Origin of the sequence: Niabella digestorum (assembly GCF_036409055.1) — a bacterium.
Classification (GTDB): Bacteria; Bacteroidota; Bacteroidia; order Chitinophagales; family Chitinophagaceae; genus Niabella; species Niabella composti.
Genome location: NZ_JAZGLY010000001.1, coordinates 329,217 through 350,251 on the forward strand (window position 1 = coordinate 329,217; position 21,035 = coordinate 350,251).

The following is a 21,035-nucleotide window of genomic DNA, read 5'->3' on the forward strand; positions in this document are numbered from 1 at the left end:
CGGCAACCCTCTCATTTGGCTATTGAGTGTCATATATACTGCCTATTTTAAACAAATCTTAATAGATTTTGTCTATAGTACTATTGAGAAAATCGATTGACATGAGTTGCTGGAAACGGTAGTTTTGCGGCCAATTTCGAGCTTGCCATTGTGAATGCGTAAATACTATTGTGTAATTAATTAAAAACTGTTTATAATGGCATTAGTTGGAAAAAAAGCGCCCTCTTTCGTAGCCGGCGCAGTAATTAACGGTGAGGAAATTGTAACTGATTTTTCTTTGGATCAGTACATCGGTAAAAACCATGTTATTTTCTTCTTCTATCCCAAAGACTTTACGTTTGTTTGTCCTACTGAATTGCATGCATTTCAGGAAAAGCTGGCTGAGTTTGAGAAAAGAGGTGCTGTAGTAGTGGGTTGTTCTACAGACACTGAGGAAACACACTTGGCATGGTTAAACACTCCTAAAGACAATGGTGGTATTCAAGGTGTGACCTATCCCATTGTAGCAGATGCCAGCAAAACTATTGCCATGAACTATGGTGTACTGGCTGGCGAATATGAATTTGATGCCGATACGCAGTTATGGTCTTTCAAAGGAGCTCCTGTTGCTTACAGAGGAACGTTCCTGATCGACAAAGAAGGGATTGTCCGTCATGAATCCATCAACGATCTTCCTTTAGGTAGAAACATTGATGAATACCTGCGTCTGCTCGATGCTCAGTTACACGTAGAGAAATACGGAGAAGTTTGTCCTGCGAACTGGGAAGAAGGTGAGAAGGCAATGAAGGCTTCTACAGAAGGAGTTATTGAATATTTCTCTAATAACTAAAAAAGATAATCGTATGTTGATTGAGCTGGAACAGGATAATTTACAAGAAATCATTAGCCAACATCCCAAAGTAATCGTTCAATATTCTGCAGGATGGTGTGGTAATTGTAGACTCATGAAGCCGAAATTCAAAAGACTTTCTGGCGATCACGAGGATGCAGTGTTTGTTATTGTGGATGCTGAAAAGTTTCCTCAAAGCCGCAAGTTGGCTACCGTGAACAACTTGCCCACATTTGCAGGTTTTCAGAACGGTGCTTTGGTAAATCAGGTTCAAACTAATAAAGAAGAGCAGCTAAAATCGTTGATCCATGAAATTACCAATAATTAGACATATACGTCAGAACCATACGCCTGAGCAGATTGAGAACACCATTGCGGTGTTAGAAGGATTAAGTGAACTGCCCTCTATTAAAGATGATGAGCTGGATGCAATCGGTGAGATTATTTCTAATTGCTGTGGTGCGCTGGAAGTGCATGAAATGATAAATGCGGGTATGGCTGAAAAGGACGCACTCAACAGCTTTATGCAGAAGGTGATGGGATCTATTGACAGATAGTGATGGGTTGGTTTTAGTGTTGAGAACCACAGGCAATAAAGCTTGTGGTTCTTTTTTTCAATGTGCTTGCTTGATTTTTACAGAAACTCTCTCAATAATAAATCGGTTATCTTTGCGCCCATGAAGATTTTGATGGTTTGTTTAGGTAATATCTGCCGCAGTCCGCTGGCAGAAGGAATTATGCAGCAGAAGATACAGCAAATGGGGTTGGACTGGGAAGTGGATAGTGCAGGTACAAATGGTTATCATGTGGGCGAAGCGCCGCATCGCTTATCGCAGAAAGTGGCCCGCATGCATGGTATCGATATTAGTGGACAGCGTGCCAGAAAATTTACTCCTTCTGACTTTGATAAGTTTGATAAAATTTATGCTATGGCATCAGATGTTATTGATGAAATGCAATGGATTGCTCGCAATAAATTCGATGCCTCGAAAGTCGATTTGCTGATGAATGAAGTATATCCGGGTAGCGACATGGATATACCCGATCCCTGGTACGGACCCGAACCCGGCTATCACGAAGTATTTGATATGATCGATAAAGCATGTGATGCCGTTATTAGTAAGTATAAATAAGCGGATATAACCATGGCGTTACGAGCATGATAGTATTTTCAAATCACTACACCAAAGAACAATGAAACCAACAATACCACAGGGTACGCGCGATTTTAATGCCGATGTTGTGCGGAAGCGTAGCTATATTTTTAATACCATTCGCAATGTATTCGAACTCTATGGCTTTCAACCTCTGGAAACTCCCGCCATGGAGAATATAGATACCCTCATGGGGAAGTATGGGGAGGAAGGCGATAAGCTTATATTCAAGATTCTTAACAACGGGCTGGATAATGCTGCTAAAGTAGAGAAAGCAAAGGCAGGCTTTGAGAACGTGCTGCAAGGCAAAACCAGTAAGGATATTACTGAGCGCGCCCTTCGGTATGATCTTACCATTCCGTTTGCACGCTATGTGGCCATGAACCACCACCAGCTACCTATGCCTTTTAAGCGGTATCAGATGCAGCCTGTATGGCGTGCCGACCGACCTCAGAAGGGAAGATATCGCGAGTTTTACCAGTGCGATGCGGATGTGGTAGGAAGTTATTCATTGCTGAACGAACTGGATCTAATCAATATCTATATAAGCGTATTTCAGCAACTGAAAATCGATATTGAACTTAGAATTAACAATCGCAAAATACTGGCGGCACTGGCAGATACTTGTGGCGGAGCAGATAAAATGATCGATATCACAATTGCAATTGACAAGTTAGATAAAATCGGTATAGATAAGGTAAAGGAAGAACTAAAATCCAGAGGGCTGAATGAGGAGCAAATCAGCCGGATAGAGTCTTTCTTGAATATCAACGGTACGAATGAGGAAAAACTACAGCAACTTAAAACGCTCTTTGCCGAAAATGAGATAGGCATAAAAGGCATTGAGGAATTAACGTATCTGATTACACACAGCCAGCAGCCTGATGTTAAAAAAGCTCTGGTACTGGATTTAACACTGGCCCGAGGGCTGAATTACTATACAGGAACCATTTTTGAGGTAAAGGCCCAAAATGTTCAAATAGGTAGTATTGGTGGAGGAGGGCGATATGATGACCTGACAGGCCTTTTTGGTGTGCCTAACGTGCCGGGTGTGGGCATATCTTTTGGTGTAGATAGAATTTATGATGTGATGAGCGAGCTGCATCTATTCCCTGCCGACGTGGCAGCCGGTACCAAAGTGTTATTCTTTAATCTTGGCGATACAGAAGTACAGAAAGCTATGGAACTTGCGCAGCAGTTGCGTGCTCACGGTATTGCTTGTGAAGTATATCACGAAAACACCAAATTCGACAAGCAATTTAAATACGCGGAGAAAAAAACAATCCCCTATGTTGCCATTTTAGGCAGCAAGGAGCTAGAACAGGGGGTGGTTAATATCAAGAACCTTTCGAGTGGCGACCAAACTCAGGTGCCTTTTGGAGAGCTGGTACACTTCAGTTTTAATTAGGAATTGCTTCTGTTGGCATTGCTCATTTTGATAGAGTGTATAATTGTACCAGCCAGAGTTTGAAAAAGTCGGCTGCTAAGACGCTAAATGAATTTTATTGCTTTAAAGTATTTTTCTTTTATCCTCGTCTTACTAAATAAGATGGGCAATGCTGCAGTCATAATGGCGGATGATGAGAAGCAAAATATCGTAAATACTGTAAAAAATTACAGTAAACGGCTGTTTAGTTTTATTCGGGCAAAAGTAAATACTGACGCCGATGCTGAAGACATTTTACAGGATGTATGGTATCAATTTACACATGTTTCTGCTACACAAACTATCGAAGAGGTGAGCGGCTGGCTTTTTAAAGTAGCGCGCAACAAGATCACCGACCGCTATCGCAAGAAAAAACCTGATTTGCTGGAGGACTATCAATATGAGGATGAAGATGGAGGACTGAGCTTCAGTGAAGTATTACTGGCCATTAAGGAAGATCCGGAGTTAAAAAATTTCAAAGATTTATTTTGGGAGGCTTTATTCGATGCTTTGGAAGAATTGCCCGAAGCACAAAGAGAAGTTTTTGTCTTGAATGAGCTGGAGGATATGACTTTACAGGAAATAGCGGATCAGAAACAAGAGAACATAAAAACGATCATTAGCCGTAAGCGCTATGCTGTATTGCATTTGCGCAAACGTTTATCCCATCTGTATGAAGAATTGGTTCATCACTAAAAATATTTTGTATGAGAGGAAAAAGTCATAAAAAGCCCCCAGTATGGATATGCGTCCTTGTCGGATTGGTTGCCGTATTAGGGATTGGCGCCCTAGTGATGTGGTTATGGAATGCTATTCTACCATCCGTATTCAATGTGGGAAGGGTAAGCTACTGGCAGGCATTAGGGATACTTATTTTATCGAAAATCTTATTTGGTGGGTTGGGAGGACCCAAACGCCATGGGCCGCCGCCGCATGTTTGGCGTGAAAAGTTCAAGCAAATGACCGAAGAAGAGCGCGAAGCGTTTAAAAATGCTTGGCGTCGTCGTTGTGGAAGGATGTAAGATAATACTGGAAAAGTATATTCATGTAAAGAAGGAGCTCAATGCTCCTTCCTTTTTTTATATAAGAATATCAATTAAGGCTTTACTTTTTATAGCTTACTCTCCAGATAATGCCTGCAGTATCGTCATTTACTAATAAAGAGCCATCGGGAGTAACGGTAACTCCCACTGGTCTGCCGTGTACTTCGCTTTTTGCTTCATCGGCAATAAACCCTGTGAGAAAATCTTCAGGGGGTTGTGGTTTCCCGTTTTTGAAAGGAATGAAAACTATTTTATAACCTGATAATTGAGAACGATTCCAAGAGCCATGCTGCCCCACAAATGCTCCATTCTTGTATTTCGAAGGGAATTGGTCTTGGGTGTAAAATGCTAGTCCTAACGAAGCAGTATGAGGTCCCAAAGGCACATCAGGAATGATAGCTTTATTCACCAGGTCTTCATGAGGATCATGCGCCCAGCGTGGATCTTTAATTTTTCCAAAATAACTGTAGGGCCAGCCATACCATCCACCACGTTTTACACTGGTAGCATAATCCGGAACAATATTGTCTCCAAGACCGTCGCGTTCGTTTACAGCGGTCCATAGTTCGCCTGTAATGGGATTCCAATCCATTCCTACCGGATTTCGCAAGCCGCTAGCATAAATTTGAAGATCGCTGCCATCGGGATTGGCTTCAAAAATCAGCGCTCGCTTTCCATCCTCAATGTCCATACCCCGTTCGCCCACGTTGCTGGCCGAGCCTATAGAGATATAAATTTTTGTTCCCTTTTTATTGGCAATAATATTTCGGGTCCAGTGGTTGTTATAACCGCCTTCCCACAAGCTAATAATCTTTTCGCCGTTGGCTTTAATTTCGGTATCGCCCACTTTATAAGGAAAGCGATATACCCCGTCGGTATTGCCTACATAAAAATAATCGCCCAGAATCAGCATGCCCAGAGGACGATTGAGGTTACTGAGGAATACATGGCGTTCATCTATTATCCCATCTTTATCCTTGTCTCTTAACAAGGTGATGCGATTGGCACTATTACGGGTTCCTGCTTCGGCCACAAAATAATCACCGTTTGGGCCTACATAGGTCCATCGGGGACTTTGCAGGTTGTCTGCAAAACGAGTAACAACAAAGCCTTCAAGGGCTTTGGGAGTAGTGCCTTCGGGCCACCCGATGGTTTTACTGTTTTTAACAGCCGATTCTGATTTGAAAGGTGGCTCTAACACCAACGGGCCTACTGCAGTTTGCACCGTCACAGGGGGCTGTGATGCCAGTTGTTTCCGAGTCTCGCTGTCTACATTGATGATCTGCGCTTTAATCTGTGTTCCTGCTAGTAACAGCAAACTCCATAGCATCTTTTTATTCATAACCGGTACAATTTTTATAACGACAATAGCGCAATATGTGGGTGAAATAAAAATCTAAGGGCTATAGAAATTCGTATCCAATATCTTTTCTATAATACATATCGTCAAACTTAATGCCAGATAGGGTAAGCTTAGATTTATCCACTGCTTCCTGAATCGTATTACCAAAAGAGGTTGCACAAAGAACACGTCCCCCATTGGTCACGATTTGTCCGTCATTTGCTTTAGTGCCTGCATGGAAGATGATACTATCTTTAACAGCATCTAGTCCTTCAATTTTATAACCTTTTTCGAAGCTGCCCGGATAACCACCACTTACTGCCACCACTGTAACGGCGCATCTTTCGTCGGTTTCCACTTTAACCTCTTTAAGGCGTTGTTCTACGGCGGCTGCGCACAAATCAGCAATATTATTTTTCAGTCGGGGCATTACTACTTCGGTTTCCGGATCACCCATGCGGCAATTGTATTCAATTACATAAGGTTCCTCATCAACTTTTATCAATCCGATGAAAATAAAGCCTGTGTAATTGATATCCTCTTTTTGAAGACCCTTAACGGTGGGTTCGATGATTTTAGTTTTTACTTTCTGCATGAAAGCTTCGTTCGCAAACGGTACGGGGCTAACAGCACCCATGCCCCCTGTATTAAGTCCGGTATCTTTTTCGCCCACGCGTTTGTAGTCTTTGGCTTCGGGGAGCAATATATATTCTTTACCATTGGTAAGGATAAATACACTCATTTCGATGCCGCTTAAGAATTGCTCTACCACCACTTTTTTGCTTGCTTCACCAAATTTGGCTTTCATGAGCATGTTTTCAAATTCCGCAATGGCATCATCATGCGATTCGCAAATTACCACCCCTTTGCCTGCAGCTAATCCATCGGCTTTTAAAACGATGGGAAGGGGGTGTTGTTTCAGATATGCGATACCTTCTTCAAATTGATCCTCCGTAAACTCACGATACGAAGCAGTAGGGATATCATGACGTTGCATGAAGGCTTTAGCAAAAGATTTGCTTCCTTCCAGCTGTGCTCCAAACTGTGAAGGACCTATAAAGTAAATGTGTTTCAGTTCATCTTTCTGAAAGTGATCCCAAGCGCCTTTTACTAGGGGTTCTTCGGGGCCTGCAATAACCATTTCGATATTATTATCTAAGCAAAACTTACCCAAGGCCTCAAAATCGGTGATGCTAATGGGAACATTGGTACCACATTGAGCAGTTCCGGGATTGCCCGGTGCGATGAATAATTCGTGTTTCCCTTTTTCGCGTTCCGTAATATTCCATGCCAGCGCATGTTCTCTACCACCGCTACCAAGTAATAATATTTTCATCTGTTATTGAATTTTTCGGGGGTGAAGGTAATAAAAAAGAAAAGGGGGTGCGCCTTTGATACATAAAAAAAAATGCCTATTTTTTTGTTATTAATTAAATGTTACTTGCAACTTATTATTTTTACCACATCGTTTATAAAAACTTTATATATGTCTGCTAACGAAAACGACTTTTTTAAGAATCCTGTACTCGGTCATCCTGCAGGTTTATTTGTATTGTTTTTTACAGAAATGTGGGAGCGCTTCTCCTTTTACGGAATGCGTTCTTTATTGGTAATGTTTCTGACTGCTTCTTTGTTAGACGGAGGATGGGCGTGGACAAGAGAGCAGGCCATGGCGCTGTTCGGCTCTTATGTAGGGCTGGTGTATCTTTCTACAATGTTGGGGGGATACTTTGCGGATAAAATCATTGGGTATCGATGGGCTGTAGTGGTGGGAGCTTTATTGATGACGATGGGGCATGCTTCTATGGCTATTGAAACACATTTTTCCATTTATTTAGGATTAGTGTTACTGGTTTTTGGAAATGGCTTCTTTAAACCCAATATGACCTCTATTATTTCCGAAATGTACAAAAATCACCAGGAAAGGAAAGACGGTGCCTATACCATCTTTTATATGGGTGTAAATGCCGGAGCCTTTTTGGGTATTTTATTATGCGGTTATTTAGGTGAAAAAGTGGGCTGGAGCTGGGGATTTGGCTTAGCCGGGATATTTATGTTTTTCGGATTAGTACAATTCTGGTTGGGGCAGGATATTTTTGGTACCATTGGCTTAAAACCAAAGAAAAAAAATGCAGATGCTGAAATGCCGACATCAGAGGTGAAAGATGAAGACAAGCTAAACCCTTTCCCCGTGTGGCAGCTTGCTTTAATAGGTATTATGGTATTGTTAGGGCTGATATGGGTTGTATTTGAACCTGCCAAGATTATTTCAGATGGGAAGGTGGACATTTTCAATTTTACAGTAGCGGGTATGACGGGGAATAACTTTACCATTGTGCTGGCCGTTGTATTGTTTATAGTATTATTGATATACAGGCTGGTTCATTATTCCCCCATAACTAGGGACAAAATGATTGCCGTATCATTCTTTGCCTTTCTTACGGTATTCTTTTGGGCAATATTTGAGCAGGCTCCAGGAACACTTACCATTTTTGCTCGTGATTACACCAATCGTGTGTTGGAGGGTAATGCAGGAATTATTTTTAAAGTAGTGAATTGTTTGATTACCATAGTGCCGCTCTCTATTATTTCCTGGGTGCTTTTGAAGCTATTCAAACAGACATTTAAAAGATATGCCGCAGCCAATCTGATCTTGAGTGCCAGCTTTATAATCGTGTGGGGTATTGCTATATGGATGTTGTACAATCAGATTTCGGAAACCACGCTGGAAGTACCTGCATCCTGGTTTGCTACATTAAACTCTTTATTTATTATCAGTTTAGCACCATTGTTTTCCAAATGGTGGAGCAGCAAATACAATCCTTCTGCCAATATGAAATATGCGATTGGGATGAGTTTTCTGGCATTAGGTATGGTTTGGATAGCGATAGGAGCAGGTTCCATCGTTCCTGGGGCTAAAACAGCTTCGGTAAGTATGATATGGTTGATACTGGTATACCTGTTTCATACTATGGGTGAGCTATGTATCTCTCCGGTGGGATTGTCTTATGTAAGTAAATTGGTCCCTGCGCGAATGATTGCCGTGATGTTTGGTATTTGGTATCTGGCAGTTGCTATAGGAATGAAATTAGCGGCAAAATTTGGTGAGAATATTGATAGAATAGCCGATGAAAAAGGTATGGCTTATTTCTTCTGGATGTTGGCAATTATATCTTTTGTTGTGGCAGCCTTAGCCATCATCTTTACTCCTGTGACTAGGAAATTGATGCATGGTGTTCGATAAACTTTCTTTGGGTGATAATAGAAGCCGCCCTTGATCAATGGGCGGTTTTTTATTATGCTCAAACTTCATTTTAGTCAAAAAAATGGCTTAAAAATAAAGAAGTGGGCGAAAGTTGCCTTTAAGGCGCTTAGTTTTTATTATCTTTCCCACACATTTGTATACTATGCAAACATTAGAAGCAATCCAAGACTTCAAGGGAAAGTACCCTAAACAAATCTGGTCTTTGTTTTTTTCGGAAATGTGGGAGCGTTTTTGCTTCTACGGAATGAGAGGGATGCTCACCTTCTTTATGGTGGACCAGTTATTTATGAAAGAAGATGTGGCGAATTTGCAATACGGAGCCACGCAGGCCTTTGTGTACGCTTTTACATTTATCGGAGGCTTATTTGCGGACAAAATTCTCGGTTTTAGAAAATCGCTATTCTGGGGTGGAATGCTGATGATTGCCGGAAGTTTGATTTTGGCAACAGATCCGCATAAATTTTTCTTTCTGGGCATCAGTTTTACGGTAATTGGTACGGGCTTCTTTAAGCCTAATATATCCACGATGGTGGGACAGTTGTATAAACAAGGCGATTCCCGGCGCGATGCAGGTTTTTCCTTATTCTATGCAGGTATTAATATAGGCGCTTTGCTAGGAGGTTATACTTGTGTAGCTATAGGTAAGCGCCAGATGTTTGCTAGCGTTATACCGGAACATTTAAGCTGGAATGTAGCCTTTGGTTTGGCCGCCATTGTGATGACCATCAGCTTGCTCACTTTTGTTTTTTCACAAAGAAATTTGGGACCTATTGGGCTCTCGCCTTTGTTAATCAAAAATGTCGACGGTACCGTTACAAAATCGAAAAAGTGGTATGAATATCTAGTATATATCGGCTCTCTGGCAGTAATTCCCATTATTATGACTATGGTGTCTAAAACACAGTACACAGACTGGTTCATGTACATCATTGGTCCTGCTACTTTATTGTACTTGTTTTTTGAAATGACGCGTCATACGAAGCAAGAAGTAAAGAAGCTGATAGCAGCGTTGGTATTTATCATTTTTTCCATTTTGTTTTGGGCTTTCTTTGAACAAAGTGGGGGGTCGCTTAGTCTGTTTGCTGCCAATAATCTGGATAATAAATTATTGGGCATGATAACACTGGATCCTAACGGTGTAAATAATTCGGTAAACTCTCTGTTTGTCATCATATTTGCTCCTTTAGTGGGTTTGCTTTGGTTAGCATTGGCAAAAAGAAAACTGGAGCCTAATACTGTTGTAAAATTCGGGTTAGCCTTTTTATTTTTGGGTTTAGGATTCTATACTTTTTTCGGCACACGTTTCTTTCAGCTGGCTACCGGTATTGTAAGTCTGGATGTGTTTACATTGGCTTATCTTTTTGTAACCTTCGGCGAACTATGTTTATCGCCGATAGGATTGTCAATAATGACTAAGCTTTCTCCAGCAAGACTGCAAGGGGTGATGATGGGAATGTGGTTTCTGGCTAGTGCGTACGGTCAATATGTGGCAGGCTTATTAGGCGCAGGGATGGCAAGGGCTAATGAGAATGCAGGTTTGGTGGAAAAACTGATGACTTATACCGAAGGTTATAAACAATTGGGACTTTATGCGGTTATTGCCGGTGTAATATTGATTGTGATATCACCTGTGGTCAGAAAACTGATGCAGGATGTAAAATAAATAAAATGGGGCTTTGTGTTAAGCCCCATTTTTATGTGTTTTCAATTAGAAACTATCTACTTCTCGATAAGCTTGAACCAGGCGTTCTTCACCTTCCTTGCCGGATTGAGACATTCCATGCTCCATACCTACAATTCCTTTATATCCTTTTTGGTGAAGGAATTTGAATACATTTTTATAATTGATTTCGCCTGTGGTTGGTTCTTTTCGGCCGGGATTATCACCTACTTGTATATACGCAATCTCATCCCAACAGAGTTCTATATTCTTAATAAGATTGCCTTCGTTTTTCTGCATATGGTAAGCATCATACAAAATCTTGCAGCTGGGACTATTTACAGCCTTGCATATTTCATAGGTCTGAGTTGAATAACGCAAAAAGAGATCCGGAGTATCACTCAGCGGTTCCAATACCATTACAATACCATGTGGTTCGAATATTTCGGCTCCGCGGCGCAATGCTTCAATAACATTGGCGGTTTGGATGGCTAAAGGCAGTGATCTATCAAAATCTCCCGGTACAACGGTAACCCATTTAGCATTACAGCGTTTTGCAATTTCTACCGACTTGCGACATCCGTCGAGGAAAATATCGAGGTGTTCTTTTTTTCTTGCCGCAAGCGTGTTGGCGCCGTTACCACCTTTAGGTACTACAAAAACGCCCATACGCATTCCTAGCTTTGCCAGCGTTTCTCCGATTTTGCTTTGCATTTCTGGAGGACGATTGGGCATGCCATTATCTTCGATAGATCTGAATCCCAAATCGTACATGTATTTTATCTGATCTATAAAATCTCTACCGGCACTAGCGGCAAACATGCCGTCATGCGGTGCATAATCCAGTTTAAAAGGTTGTCCTTTTGATGAAACATTCTTGCTGAATCCCTTATTGGCAAGCGCTAGTGAACCGGCTGTCAATAAGCCGTTCTTTATGAAAGATCTTCTTTGCATGCTAATATGTTTGGGGGAAAAATAATAAATCTTATGATTTCATCCTAAACAAACTTCTGATAATGTTTTTATTGTCAGTAGATCTCTGTTATAACGTGTGTATTTTGTTTGGCATTTTATAGTGGTAGCTCTGTATATTTGGGGGCTAGTTTAGATTTATAATTATGAGAACAGTTGTTTTGTCATTTGTAGTAGCGATTGCATTCCATTCGGTATGTGCTCAGAGTAATTCCTTTCAAAAATACGAACAGACTATTCCGGGATCAGATGTAAAATTTGAAATGGTGCCCATTAAGGAAGGTACTTTTGTTATGGGTGATGATAAATCGGGTAAGGCAGATGAAAAGCCGGCGCGCAAGATAAAAGTGAGTGCATTTTGGATGGGTGCCCGAGAAGTTACATATGATGAATTTGTACTTTTTTTGAATGATGAAAATTATAGTCAGAATAACGACGTGGATGCCATTACCCGCCCTTCTGTTCCATATATCGATATGACAAGAGGTATGGGAAAAGAAGGAGGATACCCGGCGAATAGCATGAAGCAATACAGCGCTTTGATGTATTGCAAATGGCTGTATGATAAAACCGGAATTTTTTATCGTCTGCCTACCGAGGCGGAATGGGAATATGCCTGCCGTGCGGGAACGACTACGAAGTATTTTTTCGGAGATGATAGTGCTCAGCTAAAAGATTATGCCTGGTATGCCGCTAACAGTGGTATGAAGTATCACAAAACAGGCCTAAAAAAGCCTAATCCTTGGGGATTATATGATATGCTGGGAAATGTACAGGAATGGGTATTGGATCAATATGTGGCAGATGCATACAGTAAACTGGAGGATGGAACTGCAGATCCTGTCAATATACCTATAACGAGACATCCCTTGGTATTAAGAGGAGGCGATTATGATGATAATGCCGATGCGCTTCGTTCTGCCAGTAGAGGTGTTTCTGACTTAGTATGGAATCGTCGCGATCCGCAGATTCCCAAAAGTAAATGGTGGAATGCAGATGCTCCATTTGTAGGTTTCAGACTAGTAAGACCATTAAAACAACCTTCTGCAGAGGAAGTAGAAAAGTTTTTCAAAACTTTTCTGGAAATGCAATAAACTTTCAGGATTTTTTTATCAAAATGACCAAGCCTTGCTGGTTTTTTCAAAAATTAACGTCTTAATGTCATATTAAACACAGCGAACGATGAATAATAAAACAACCCGTAGAAAGTTTGTTCAACAAACTTCTTTGCTTGCCGGAGGCTTGTTAGCCGCCCCTCTTTTCAGTAAAGGCAATTTCTTTTCAGGATCAGACGATACCATAAAAGTGGCTCTGATAGGATGCGGAGGCCGTGGTACCGGAGCCGCAGTACAGGCGCTTAGTACAAAGCAAAATGTACAATTAGTTGCAATGGCCGATGCATTCAGAGATCGTATTGACAGTTGTTACAGGGCTATTGCCAATAGTCTTTCCGAAGCTGGCGTCACAGATGCCAAACGTAAGTTTGATGTTCCGGAAGAAAGAAAATTTGTAGGCTTTGATGCTTATGCGAAAGCTATCCCTCTGGCAGATGTAGTAATACTTACCACTCCTCCCGGCTTCCGCCCCATTCATTTCGAAGAAGCGGTAAAACAAGGGAAACATGTATTCATGGAAAAACCTGTAGCTGTAGATCCTGCTGGTATTAAAAAAGTGTTGGATGTAGCTGAGATAGCCAAACAGAAAAAACTGAATGTAGTGGTAGGGCTGCAAAGACGTTATCAGAACTCATATAAAGCGTTATACGAACGCAAAGATCTGATTGGCGATTTTATGTATGCGCAGGCTTGGTGGAACAGCTCGGGTGTGTGGGTATACGATCGTAAACCGGGGCAAACAGAGATGGAATATCAGATGCGCAACTGGTACTACTTTAATTGGCTTTGCGGTGATCATATTGTAGAACAGCATGTACACAATATTGATGTGGTAAACTGGTTCAAGGGCGCTTATCCTGTAAAGGCGCAGGGTATGGGTGGCCGTCAGGTGCGTACCGATAAAAAGTATGGCGAAATTTTCGATCACCACTATGTGGAGTTTCACTATGCTGATGGCTCTATCATGAACAGCCAATGCCGCCATATACCTGGTACAATGGGCAAAGTGGACGAGCTAATTGTTGGTACCAAAGGAAGGATTTATGCTGATGCTGCAAGGATTGTAGATAATAAAGGCAATGTGCTTTTTGCTTTCGATAAGAATGGAGAAAACAATCCTTATCAGGCCGAGCATGACGAATTATTTGCTGCTATAGCTAAGGGAGAGTACAAGTTTGCCGATGCCGAACATGGCGCAAAAAGTACACTTACAGGCATTATCGGCCGCATGGCTACATATAGTGGACAAGTAATCGATTTTGAGAAAGCTTTAAACAGCGGTATCGATATTATGCCTAAGGATTTCAGCTTCTCTGCTACTCCTCCGGTAGTTCCTAATCCTGATGGAACCTATCCAATTCCTGTTCCGGGAAAAACAAAATATAATCTGGGATAAATAAGTTTTTATTCTGTAGTAAGGCACTAGGCGAGTGTGGTATGACGCACTAAGCTTGGTGCTTTTTTATTAAAGGTTTATTGCGCTCCTACGCAAAAACGGTGCATATCTACTAAGAATGCATGTAAATCCTTCATGGAAGTAATGGGCTGGGCAATTAATAAGAATAATTTTCCACTTTGTTTTAATCGTGCTTTGTTGGTCTGAGTCTGTACATAATCCAGTATTTTTTGAAACACGGCAGATTCAAAATAAGGAGAGTCGTGTTTGTTGATAAAATGGAAACGTACGGTTTCGTTTTTCAGACTGATTTTCTCAAAACCTAAATCGATAGCCAACTTGCGACATCTCACTGTGTCAAATAAATCAACTACCTGTTGAGGAATAGGGCCAAAGCGGTCAACCAGTTCATTGTGGATGGTGCTCAGTTCCTCTTCTTTTTCGCAATTATTTAATCTTTGGTAGATCGATAAACGCTCCGTGATGTTTTCAACATATTCATCCGGAATCAATATTTCCAAATCGGTATCAATGGTACAATCATTTACATAATCGTCTTGCTTGCTGATTTCTTCTTTAAACAGCTCTTTAAATTCGGTGCGTTTCAGTTCGCGGATAGCTTCATCCAGAATTTTCTGGTACATTTCAAAGCCTATTTCTGCCATAAAGCCGCTCTGTTCGGCTCCTAGTAAGTTTCCTGCGCCGCGTATATCAAGATCGCGCATGGCAATTTGAAAACCACTACCTAGTTCGCTGTGTTGTTCCAGTGTTTGTAAGCGCTTGCGTGAGTCACTAGGCAACGTGCTTAATGGAGGCGCCAGCAGATAGCAGAAGGCTTTTTTATTGCTCCGACCTACACGGCCGCGCAACTGATGTAGATCGCTAAGGCCAAAGTGGTGTGCATTATTGACGATAATGGTATTTACATTTGGTATATCTACTCCACTTTCTACAATATTGGTACAAACCAGCACATCATATTTACGATCTATAAAATCTAAAATTTTTTCTTCCAGTGTATGCCCATCCATTTGGCCATGTGCATAGCTTACGGATAAGTCCGGACAGAGTCCCTGAATGGTCGCCGCCATCTCTGCCAGTCCTGCTACACGGTTATGAATGAAGAATACTTGACCGCCGCGTTCTGTTTCGAAATAGATGGCATCGCGGATAAAGTCTTCATTGTATACGTGCACTTCGGTTTGAATAGGCTGGCGATTGGGTGGGGGAGTGTTAATAATACTTAAATCTCTTGCACCCATCAAAGAAAACTGCAATGTGCGTGGTATGGGGGTTGCCGTTAGCGTTAAGCAATCAACAGTGGTGCGTAAGGTTTTAATTTTTTCCTTATGTGCAACGCCAAATTTTTGCTCTTCGTCGATAATCAGTAATCCCAAGTCTTTGAACTTAACATCCTTCCCGATAATACCATGGGTGCCGATGATGATATCTATTTTACCTTCTTTTAATTTTTGTAAGGTTTCTTTTTTCTCCTTCGCTGTTTTGAAGCGATTCAGATAATCAACCGTTACCGGAAAATCTTTCAACCGTTCACTGAATGTTTTGTAGTGTTGAAAAGCCAGAATAGTAGTTGGTACTAGTACGGCAGCCTGTTTGCCATCTACACAGGTTTTAAACGCAGCACGGATGGCAATTTCGGTTTTTCCAAAACCCACATCCCCACACACGAGGCGGTCCATCGGAGAGGGAGACTCCATATCTTTCTTAACATCGGCTGTTGCTTTACTTTGATCAGGTGTATCTTCATATATGAATGATGCCTCTAGCTCGGTTTGTAAGTAGGTATCCGGACTATGTGCAAATCCCTTCTGAGCCTTTCTTTTTGCGTAAAGCGTGATTAAGTCAAAAGCAATTTCTTTAACCTTGGTTTTGGTTTTTTCTTTCAGACGATTCCATGCATCACTACCTAGTTTGTTGACTTTGGGTACACTACCGTCCTTCCCGGTGTATTTGGCAATTTTATGTAGTGAGTTGATGTTTACATACAATACATCTTTATCCTTATAGATAATGCGCACTACTTCCTGCTGCTTGCCATTTACCTCAATCTTCTGCAAACCGCTGTATACACCCACACCATGGTCAATATGTGTAACATAATCACCCGGTTGCAGCTCACGCAACGTACGTAGGGTAATGGCCTTATTTTTATTGTATGCCTGCTTTACTTTGTATTTATGATAGCGTTGAAATATTTCATGATCGGTATAGCAGACAATCTTAAGATCCTCATCTACAAAACCCAGATGTATAGAACAGGCTACAGGATTGAATACTAATCCAGCGTTCAGATCGTCAAAAATCGTCTGCAACCGTTGCAATTGCTTAGGATTCTCAGAGAAGATATAAATGCTGTATTGTTTATTTTCTTTATCTTTTAAATCCTCGATCAGCAAATTGAACTGACGGTTAAACGCCGGTTGTGATTTGGTATGGAAGGCATATTCATCCTTTGCATCAAAGCACTGATCCCCGAAATACGCTACTGACCTGTGTTGAAGCGATCCTACAAATGTATCAGCAGTAATGAAATCACTGGTTGTAATATCTTTTTTGAAAAATTTATCAGCATCTTCCTCTTCTATAGATGCTGTAGATGTTGCGTTGTGTGCCAAAAAATATTGTAGCTCTTCCTCACACTCCTTCAAACGTTCTGTGACGAGATCTTTATCTTGGATCCAAAACACCGTATTTTCCGGAAGAAAATCGAATAATGATACACGCTCTTCATTGGTAAACTGGGTATCTACATTAGGGATAATAGTTACAGAAAGCAATTTTCTTTCGCTTAACTGTGTTTCCGGGTCTATAATGCGAATAGAATCTATTTGATCACCAAATAGTTCAAAACGGTAAGGTTTATCATTCCCAAAAGAATAAATATCAAAAATACCGCCACGGATGGCATACTGACCGGGTTCGTAAACAAAGTCGGTTTTTTCAAAGCCAAAACTATCGAGTTTTAATAGTAGCTGGCCCAAATCAATCGAGTCGGCGGTCTTAAGATGGATGATGTTTTCCGAGAGCGTTTTCGATATAACTACTTTTTCGAATAATGCTTCGGGATAGGTCACCAGCACTTTTTTTCTTACCTCGCGTCTTTCTCCAGAAGCTAGTTGAGTGAGCGCTTCTGTTCGTAACATCACATGCGAAGCGTTCAATAGTCGATAATTCTTCCTCGTTTTAAAGGAAGAGGGGAAGTAGAAGATATCCAGCTGGCCCGTAATATTTTCGAAAGTATTATGGAAATAAGCGGCTTCTTCTGCCTCATTCAGGATGATAACATGATTATAGTCTTCCAGCTGTCTTGCGCAGGCCGCCAGTACAAAAGCTGCCGAACTGCCAAAAAGCCCTGTAAGCGCTATGCGCGAAGGTTGTTGCAATGAAATCCCGGTCGCTATCTGTAAACAGCGGGGGTCATCTTTATAAAAATTCTGCAACACCTCCTGGCTCATCGAGCGACAAAGGTAGGCAGAAGTTGAAAATATTACAAGTGACAGTACAGGACTGCCAAATGTCGACAATGTTAAAATAGGGTTACATTATAAAATATGGTCAATTTTTATCCGTCTTGGATTATACACCAAGGGTAATACGGACAGAATAAAAAACAGCTTTTTCATTTTAGTGCTCTTTTTATTCTTAGGGACGATAAGAATCCTTAAAAAGCAGCATACACACTATTTTTTTGATTTTTTTTTACAGTTTTTGATAACAAAGATTATGTGTAGTAGATAGAAAAAATCATGTATGTTTGGTCACTGATATTAATATACAAGATGCATAAAATCTTTACTACCCTGTTTGCTGCCCTATTGTCGAGTCAGCTTTTAAGTCAGCCCTATCAGCCTACTTGGGAATCGCTCGAGTCCCGTCCCATACCTCAGTGGTATACCGATGCTAAATTTGGCATATTCATTCACTGGGGATTATATAGTGTGCCGGCCTGGGCCACCAACTCCAATGCTGATGGTTTTGGCAGTAACTATGCCGAATGGTATTGGGAACGACTGAATAATAAGAAGCTAAAAATTCATAAGGAGTTTGTGGAATTTCATAACAAAAACTATGGTCCAAACTTTAAATATCAGGATTTTGTAACACAGTTTAAGGCAGAGTTGTTTGATCCCGAGTTTTGGGCACAACTTATCAAAAATGCTGGCGCTAAATATGTTGTACTTACCAGCAAGCATCATGACGGGTTTGCTTTATGGCCCAGTCGCGAAGCTTGGAACTGGAATGCCTATGATGTGGGGCCTCGACGCGACTTAGCCGGTGAGCTGACTACTGCTGTAAAGAAAGCGGGATTGCATATGGGGTTTTATTATTCGTTGTACGAGTGGTATAATCCTTTGTACAGGCAAGACGTACATAAATATGTACGTGAGCATATGTTACCGCAACTGAAGGATCTGGTAACACGTTACGAGCCAGATGTGGTATGGGCTGATGGAGAATGGGAGCATAGTGATACAGTATGGCAAAGCCGTGAATTTTTGAGCTGGCTGTATAACGAATCTCCCGTAAAAAATACTGTAGTAACAAACGATCGATGGAGCTCCGAACGCAAGCATGGAGGTTTTAATACCACAGAGTATGGAAAGGGTAATGCCAGTCTCACCCGTGCTTGGGAAGAGTGTCGTGGCATAGGAGAGTCGTTTGGTTATAATCGTAATGAAAATCTGGAGCAGTATCAAAGCAGTAAAAGCCTTATTCATATGCTGATAGGCATTGTGGCGCGTGGAGGAAACCTGTTGTTGAATATCGGTCCAGCTGCAGACGGTACTATTCCCGTAATTATGCAGCAAAGACTGAAAGATATGGGCGACTGGCTTAGTATTAATGGAGAGGCGATTTATGGCACAACAGCCTGGCCATCGGCTCCCACACTGGAAGATATCTACTTTACCAAAAAAGGTCGGGATTTGTATGTTTTAGTAACGAAATGGAAAAAACAAATTATCTTATCTCAGGTAAAAGCCGACAAGGTCGAGCTTTTAGGGTATGAGGGCAATGTGCGTTTTTCAAGAAAAGGTAATAGTCTGATAATTACCGCTCCACAACTAGACCCGAACAATAACCCAAGCCCATATGCTTGGGCATATAAGCTCTCTAATGTCTTTTAATGGACAGTTGTAAATATTAGTGAGTATTTTTACATTTTAAACGTAAGGTTATGCAGGAAAGTAAACGTCAAAAGCAGGTTGCGGGTTTGTTGAATGAAGAGATGAATAGGATCTTTCAACGGTTAGGTCTAAATATGATCGAAGGGGGAATGGTTTCGATAGCCGGCGTAAAAGTTACTCCCGATCTGCTGGAGGCTCGTTTTTATCTGAGCTTTTTTCAGGTAAAGGATAAAACCGCTGCATTGCAACAAATCGAGGAACGGCACCATGAGATAAAAAAAGAACTAGCCGCAGCTATAAGACATCAGCTGCGCAATGTTCCTGTACTGAAGTTTTTTGAGGATGAAACTCTCGACCATGTTTTTCGAATGGAAGAGTTGTTTAAAAAACTTGATGAGGAGAGAAAGAATAAAAAAGAATAAGCATCGGTATTCATTGGTAATTATTAATAATTATTGATCATTGTACACACTTTTTGCCTGGCGTTATTTCAAAGCGAAAAAGTCCACCAATGTCATTAATATCATTTCTTGGATATGCATTGTGGCTATTGTGGTGGGCACAGCCTCTCTCATCTTGGTATTGAGTGTCTTCAATGGGTTTGAAGGATTGGTAAAGTCGCTATACGCTTCTTTTTATCCTGATATCAGAGTGGGTGCACCATCAGGCAAAATCATTACTATATCCGAGGAACAATTAAATCAATTGCGCAATGTAAAAGGCGTTGCAGATTTTTCTTTGGTAATTGAAGAAAAAGCCATTATTCAAAATAAAGCGAATCAGGCTATCGTACATCTCAAAGGAGTGGATGATCGCTATAAAACCACTACCTCGGTAAGTGAGTTTGTTTATTCCGGAAAATACGATATAGGTACGGCCTCGCGTCCCAAATTATTTTTGGGGGTGGGAATAGAAAGTGCGTTGGGCATCAGAGCTGGTAATAATGCTAACCCTCTCATGATCTATGTTCCGAGAAAATCACGTACGGAGCATTTTGACGAGTTCGAAAGTATTTCCAGCGATACTATTCATACTTCGGGTTCTTTTATGATTCAGCAGGATTTTGATAATAAGTATGCAATGGTGAACGGGGCCTATTTGAAAAAAGCTATGCAGTTGGATGAAAATGAGTATAGTGCAGTGGAGATTGCCGTGAATGATCCTGCAAAAGTGGATGCCATTGCAAGAGAAATTGCCACAGTTTTCGAAGGGTATAAAGTGCAAACCCGTTATCAACAGAATGAGAGCTTATATGCGATTATGAATTTGGAACGATGGTTGTTTTATGCAGTCCTCAGTATTATTCTTATTGTGGCAGCTTTCAATATGGTGGGTGCTTTAACTATGCTGGTATTAGAAAAACAAAAAGACATCAGCATACTCAATGCATTAGGTGCAGATAAAAATTTTATTTTAAAGATATTCCTAGGTGAAGGTTTTTTACTGGCATTCATCGGTGGTATCATCGGTATGCTGATTGCCCTTGTACTCATTATCCTTCAAATTAATTATCACCTAGTACCTTTGGAAGGCGGTTCTTTTTTAATTGATTATTTTCCCGTAGAACCCCGAATTGGCGATTTCTTTCTGGTAGCACTTACTGTAATAGTAGTTTCGTTCTTGGCTTCATGGTTCCCGGCTGTGAAAGCATCGCGACAGGTCATATCTTTAAGAAGCGAATAAAGC

Annotated in this window: 18 protein-coding genes; 14 read left to right on the forward strand and 4 right to left on the reverse strand. The window is 41.1% G+C overall.

Going from position 1 to position 21,035, the window contains the following annotated elements:
• The first annotated feature begins 196 nt into the window (after nt 1–196).
• The 7 genes from V2H41_RS01415 to V2H41_RS01445 all read left to right on the forward strand — a co-directional run bounded on the left by V2H41_RS01415 (nt 197) and on the right by V2H41_RS01445 (nt 4,431).
• The gene (locus V2H41_RS01415; protein ID WP_330973327.1) at nt 197–829 is read left to right on the forward strand and encodes a peroxiredoxin; all 633 of its coding nucleotides are present in this window, start codon (nt 197–199) and stop codon (nt 827–829) included.
• A 13-nt stretch (nt 830–842) separates the two neighbouring features.
• A complete protein-coding gene (locus tag V2H41_RS01420; protein ID WP_330973328.1) occupies nt 843–1,157 on the forward strand; it encodes a thioredoxin family protein in 315 nt (104 codons plus the stop codon).
• On the forward strand, nt 1,138–1,386 hold the full coding sequence (locus V2H41_RS01425; protein ID WP_330973329.1) for a DUF6952 family protein: 249 nt from the start codon (nt 1,138–1,140) through the stop codon (nt 1,384–1,386). The genes V2H41_RS01420 and V2H41_RS01425 overlap by 20 nt, the downstream gene beginning before the upstream one ends.
• Nucleotides 1,387–1,506: 120 nt before the next feature.
• Nucleotides 1,507–1,962, forward strand: coding sequence for a low molecular weight protein-tyrosine-phosphatase (locus V2H41_RS01430; protein ID WP_330973330.1), 456 nt, complete (start codon nt 1,507–1,509; stop codon nt 1,960–1,962).
• Nucleotides 1,963–2,023: 61 nt separating this feature from the next.
• Entirely contained in the window at nt 2,024–3,391 is a 1,368-nt protein-coding gene (hisS, locus tag V2H41_RS01435) for a histidine--tRNA ligase (RefSeq protein WP_330973331.1), read from the forward strand.
• Nucleotides 3,392–3,532: 141 nt separating this feature from the next.
• Entirely contained in the window at nt 3,533–4,105 is a 573-nt protein-coding gene (locus tag V2H41_RS01440; protein WP_330973332.1) for an RNA polymerase sigma factor, read from the forward strand.
• Between the two features lie 65 nt (nt 4,106–4,170).
• Complete coding sequence (locus tag V2H41_RS01445) at nt 4,171–4,431, forward strand: hypothetical protein (protein WP_330973333.1); 261 nt, start codon at nt 4,171–4,173, stop codon at nt 4,429–4,431.
• Between the two features lie 82 nt (nt 4,432–4,513).
• Here V2H41_RS01445 and V2H41_RS01450 read toward each other — a convergent pair whose 3' ends face one another.
• The gene (locus V2H41_RS01450) at nt 4,514–5,794 is read right to left on the reverse strand and encodes a PQQ-dependent sugar dehydrogenase (protein WP_330973334.1); all 1,281 of its coding nucleotides are present in this window, start codon (nt 5,792–5,794) and stop codon (nt 4,514–4,516) included.
• A 61-nt stretch (nt 5,795–5,855) separates the two neighbouring features.
• Nucleotides 5,856–7,130 carry a phosphoribosylamine--glycine ligase gene (purD, locus tag V2H41_RS01455; RefSeq protein WP_330973335.1) on the reverse strand — a complete coding sequence of 425 codons (1,275 nt, stop codon included), beginning with the start codon at nt 7,128–7,130 and terminating at the stop codon, nt 5,856–5,858.
• 150 nt (nt 7,131–7,280) lie between these two features.
• Between purD and V2H41_RS01460 the strand changes: the two genes are divergently transcribed.
• Both V2H41_RS01460 and V2H41_RS01465 read left to right on the forward strand, forming a co-directional pair.
• A complete protein-coding gene (locus tag V2H41_RS01460) occupies nt 7,281–9,038 on the forward strand; it encodes a peptide MFS transporter (RefSeq protein WP_330973336.1) in 1,758 nt (585 codons plus the stop codon).
• Between the two features lie 163 nt (nt 9,039–9,201).
• Nucleotides 9,202–10,722, forward strand: a complete 1,521-nt coding sequence (locus V2H41_RS01465) for a peptide MFS transporter (protein ID WP_330973337.1) — start codon at nt 9,202–9,204, stop codon at nt 10,720–10,722.
• A 45-nt stretch (nt 10,723–10,767) separates the two neighbouring features.
• Here the strand turns inward: V2H41_RS01465 and V2H41_RS01470 are convergent, their stop codons facing one another.
• A complete protein-coding gene (locus V2H41_RS01470) occupies nt 10,768–11,673 on the reverse strand; it encodes a hydroxypyruvate isomerase family protein (protein ID WP_330973338.1) in 906 nt (301 codons plus the stop codon).
• 164 nt (nt 11,674–11,837) lie between these two features.
• Here V2H41_RS01470 and V2H41_RS01475 point away from each other — a divergent pair, with 164 nt between their 5' ends.
• On the forward strand, nt 11,838–12,785 hold the full coding sequence (locus tag V2H41_RS01475) for a formylglycine-generating enzyme family protein (RefSeq protein ID WP_330973339.1): 948 nt from the start codon (nt 11,838–11,840) through the stop codon (nt 12,783–12,785).
• 88 nt (nt 12,786–12,873) lie between these two features.
• On the forward strand, nt 12,874–14,202 hold the full coding sequence (locus tag V2H41_RS01480) for a Gfo/Idh/MocA family protein (protein WP_330973340.1): 1,329 nt from the start codon (nt 12,874–12,876) through the stop codon (nt 14,200–14,202).
• 77 nt (nt 14,203–14,279) lie between these two features.
• Here the strand turns inward: V2H41_RS01480 and mfd are convergent, their stop codons facing one another.
• Entirely contained in the window at nt 14,280–17,678 is a 3,399-nt protein-coding gene (gene mfd, locus V2H41_RS01485) for a transcription-repair coupling factor (protein WP_330973341.1), read from the reverse strand.
• 324 nt (nt 17,679–18,002) lie between these two features.
• Here mfd and V2H41_RS01490 point away from each other — a divergent pair, with 324 nt between their 5' ends.
• The 3 genes from V2H41_RS01490 to V2H41_RS01500 are packed head-to-tail and all read left to right on the forward strand — an operon-like array spanning nt 18,003 to nt 21,032.
• Nucleotides 18,003–19,349, forward strand: coding sequence for an alpha-L-fucosidase (locus tag V2H41_RS01490; protein WP_330973342.1), 1,347 nt, complete (start codon nt 18,003–18,005; stop codon nt 19,347–19,349).
• A 50-nt stretch (nt 19,350–19,399) separates the two neighbouring features.
• A complete protein-coding gene (gene rbfA / locus V2H41_RS01495; RefSeq protein ID WP_330973343.1) occupies nt 19,400–19,771 on the forward strand; it encodes a 30S ribosome-binding factor RbfA in 372 nt (123 codons plus the stop codon).
• A gap of 40 nt (nt 19,772–19,811) precedes the next feature.
• Complete coding sequence (locus V2H41_RS01500; RefSeq protein WP_330973344.1) at nt 19,812–21,032, forward strand: FtsX-like permease family protein; 1,221 nt, start codon at nt 19,812–19,814, stop codon at nt 21,030–21,032.
• Nucleotides 21,033–21,035 lie beyond the last annotated feature (3 nt).

What these genes read in the sequence shown, in the direction of transcription:
- V2H41_RS01465 (WP_330973337.1), top strand. Translation starts at nt 9,202, where the DNA reads ATGCAAACATTAGAAGCAATCCAAGACTTCAAGGGAAAGTACCCTAAA.
- rbfA (WP_330973343.1), top strand. Translation starts at nt 19,400, where the DNA reads ATGCAGGAAAGTAAACGTCAAAAGCAGGTTGCGGGTTTGTTGAATGAA.
- V2H41_RS01420 (WP_330973328.1), top strand. Translation starts at nt 843, where the DNA reads ATGTTGATTGAGCTGGAACAGGATAATTTACAAGAAATCATTAGCCAA.
- mfd (WP_330973341.1), bottom strand. Translation starts at nt 17,678, where the DNA reads ATGAGCCAGGAGGTGTTGCAGAATTTTTATAAAGATGACCCCCGCTGT.
- V2H41_RS01425 (WP_330973329.1), top strand. Translation starts at nt 1,138, where the DNA reads ATGAAATTACCAATAATTAGACATATACGTCAGAACCATACGCCTGAG.
- V2H41_RS01440 (WP_330973332.1), top strand. Translation starts at nt 3,533, where the DNA reads ATGGGCAATGCTGCAGTCATAATGGCGGATGATGAGAAGCAAAATATC.
- purD (WP_330973335.1), bottom strand. Translation starts at nt 7,130, where the DNA reads ATGAAAATATTATTACTTGGTAGCGGTGGTAGAGAACATGCGCTGGCA.
- V2H41_RS01460 (WP_330973336.1), top strand. Translation starts at nt 7,281, where the DNA reads ATGTCTGCTAACGAAAACGACTTTTTTAAGAATCCTGTACTCGGTCAT.
- V2H41_RS01450 (WP_330973334.1), bottom strand. Translation starts at nt 5,794, where the DNA reads ATGAATAAAAAGATGCTATGGAGTTTGCTGTTACTAGCAGGAACACAG.
- V2H41_RS01470 (WP_330973338.1), bottom strand. Translation starts at nt 11,673, where the DNA reads ATGCAAAGAAGATCTTTCATAAAGAACGGCTTATTGACAGCCGGTTCA.
- V2H41_RS01430 (WP_330973330.1), top strand. Translation starts at nt 1,507, where the DNA reads ATGAAGATTTTGATGGTTTGTTTAGGTAATATCTGCCGCAGTCCGCTG.
- V2H41_RS01480 (WP_330973340.1), top strand. Translation starts at nt 12,874, where the DNA reads ATGAATAATAAAACAACCCGTAGAAAGTTTGTTCAACAAACTTCTTTG.
- hisS (WP_330973331.1), top strand. Translation starts at nt 2,024, where the DNA reads ATGAAACCAACAATACCACAGGGTACGCGCGATTTTAATGCCGATGTT.
- V2H41_RS01475 (WP_330973339.1), top strand. Translation starts at nt 11,838, where the DNA reads ATGAGAACAGTTGTTTTGTCATTTGTAGTAGCGATTGCATTCCATTCG.
- V2H41_RS01415 (WP_330973327.1), top strand. Translation starts at nt 197, where the DNA reads ATGGCATTAGTTGGAAAAAAAGCGCCCTCTTTCGTAGCCGGCGCAGTA.
- V2H41_RS01490 (WP_330973342.1), top strand. Translation starts at nt 18,003, where the DNA reads ATGCATAAAATCTTTACTACCCTGTTTGCTGCCCTATTGTCGAGTCAG.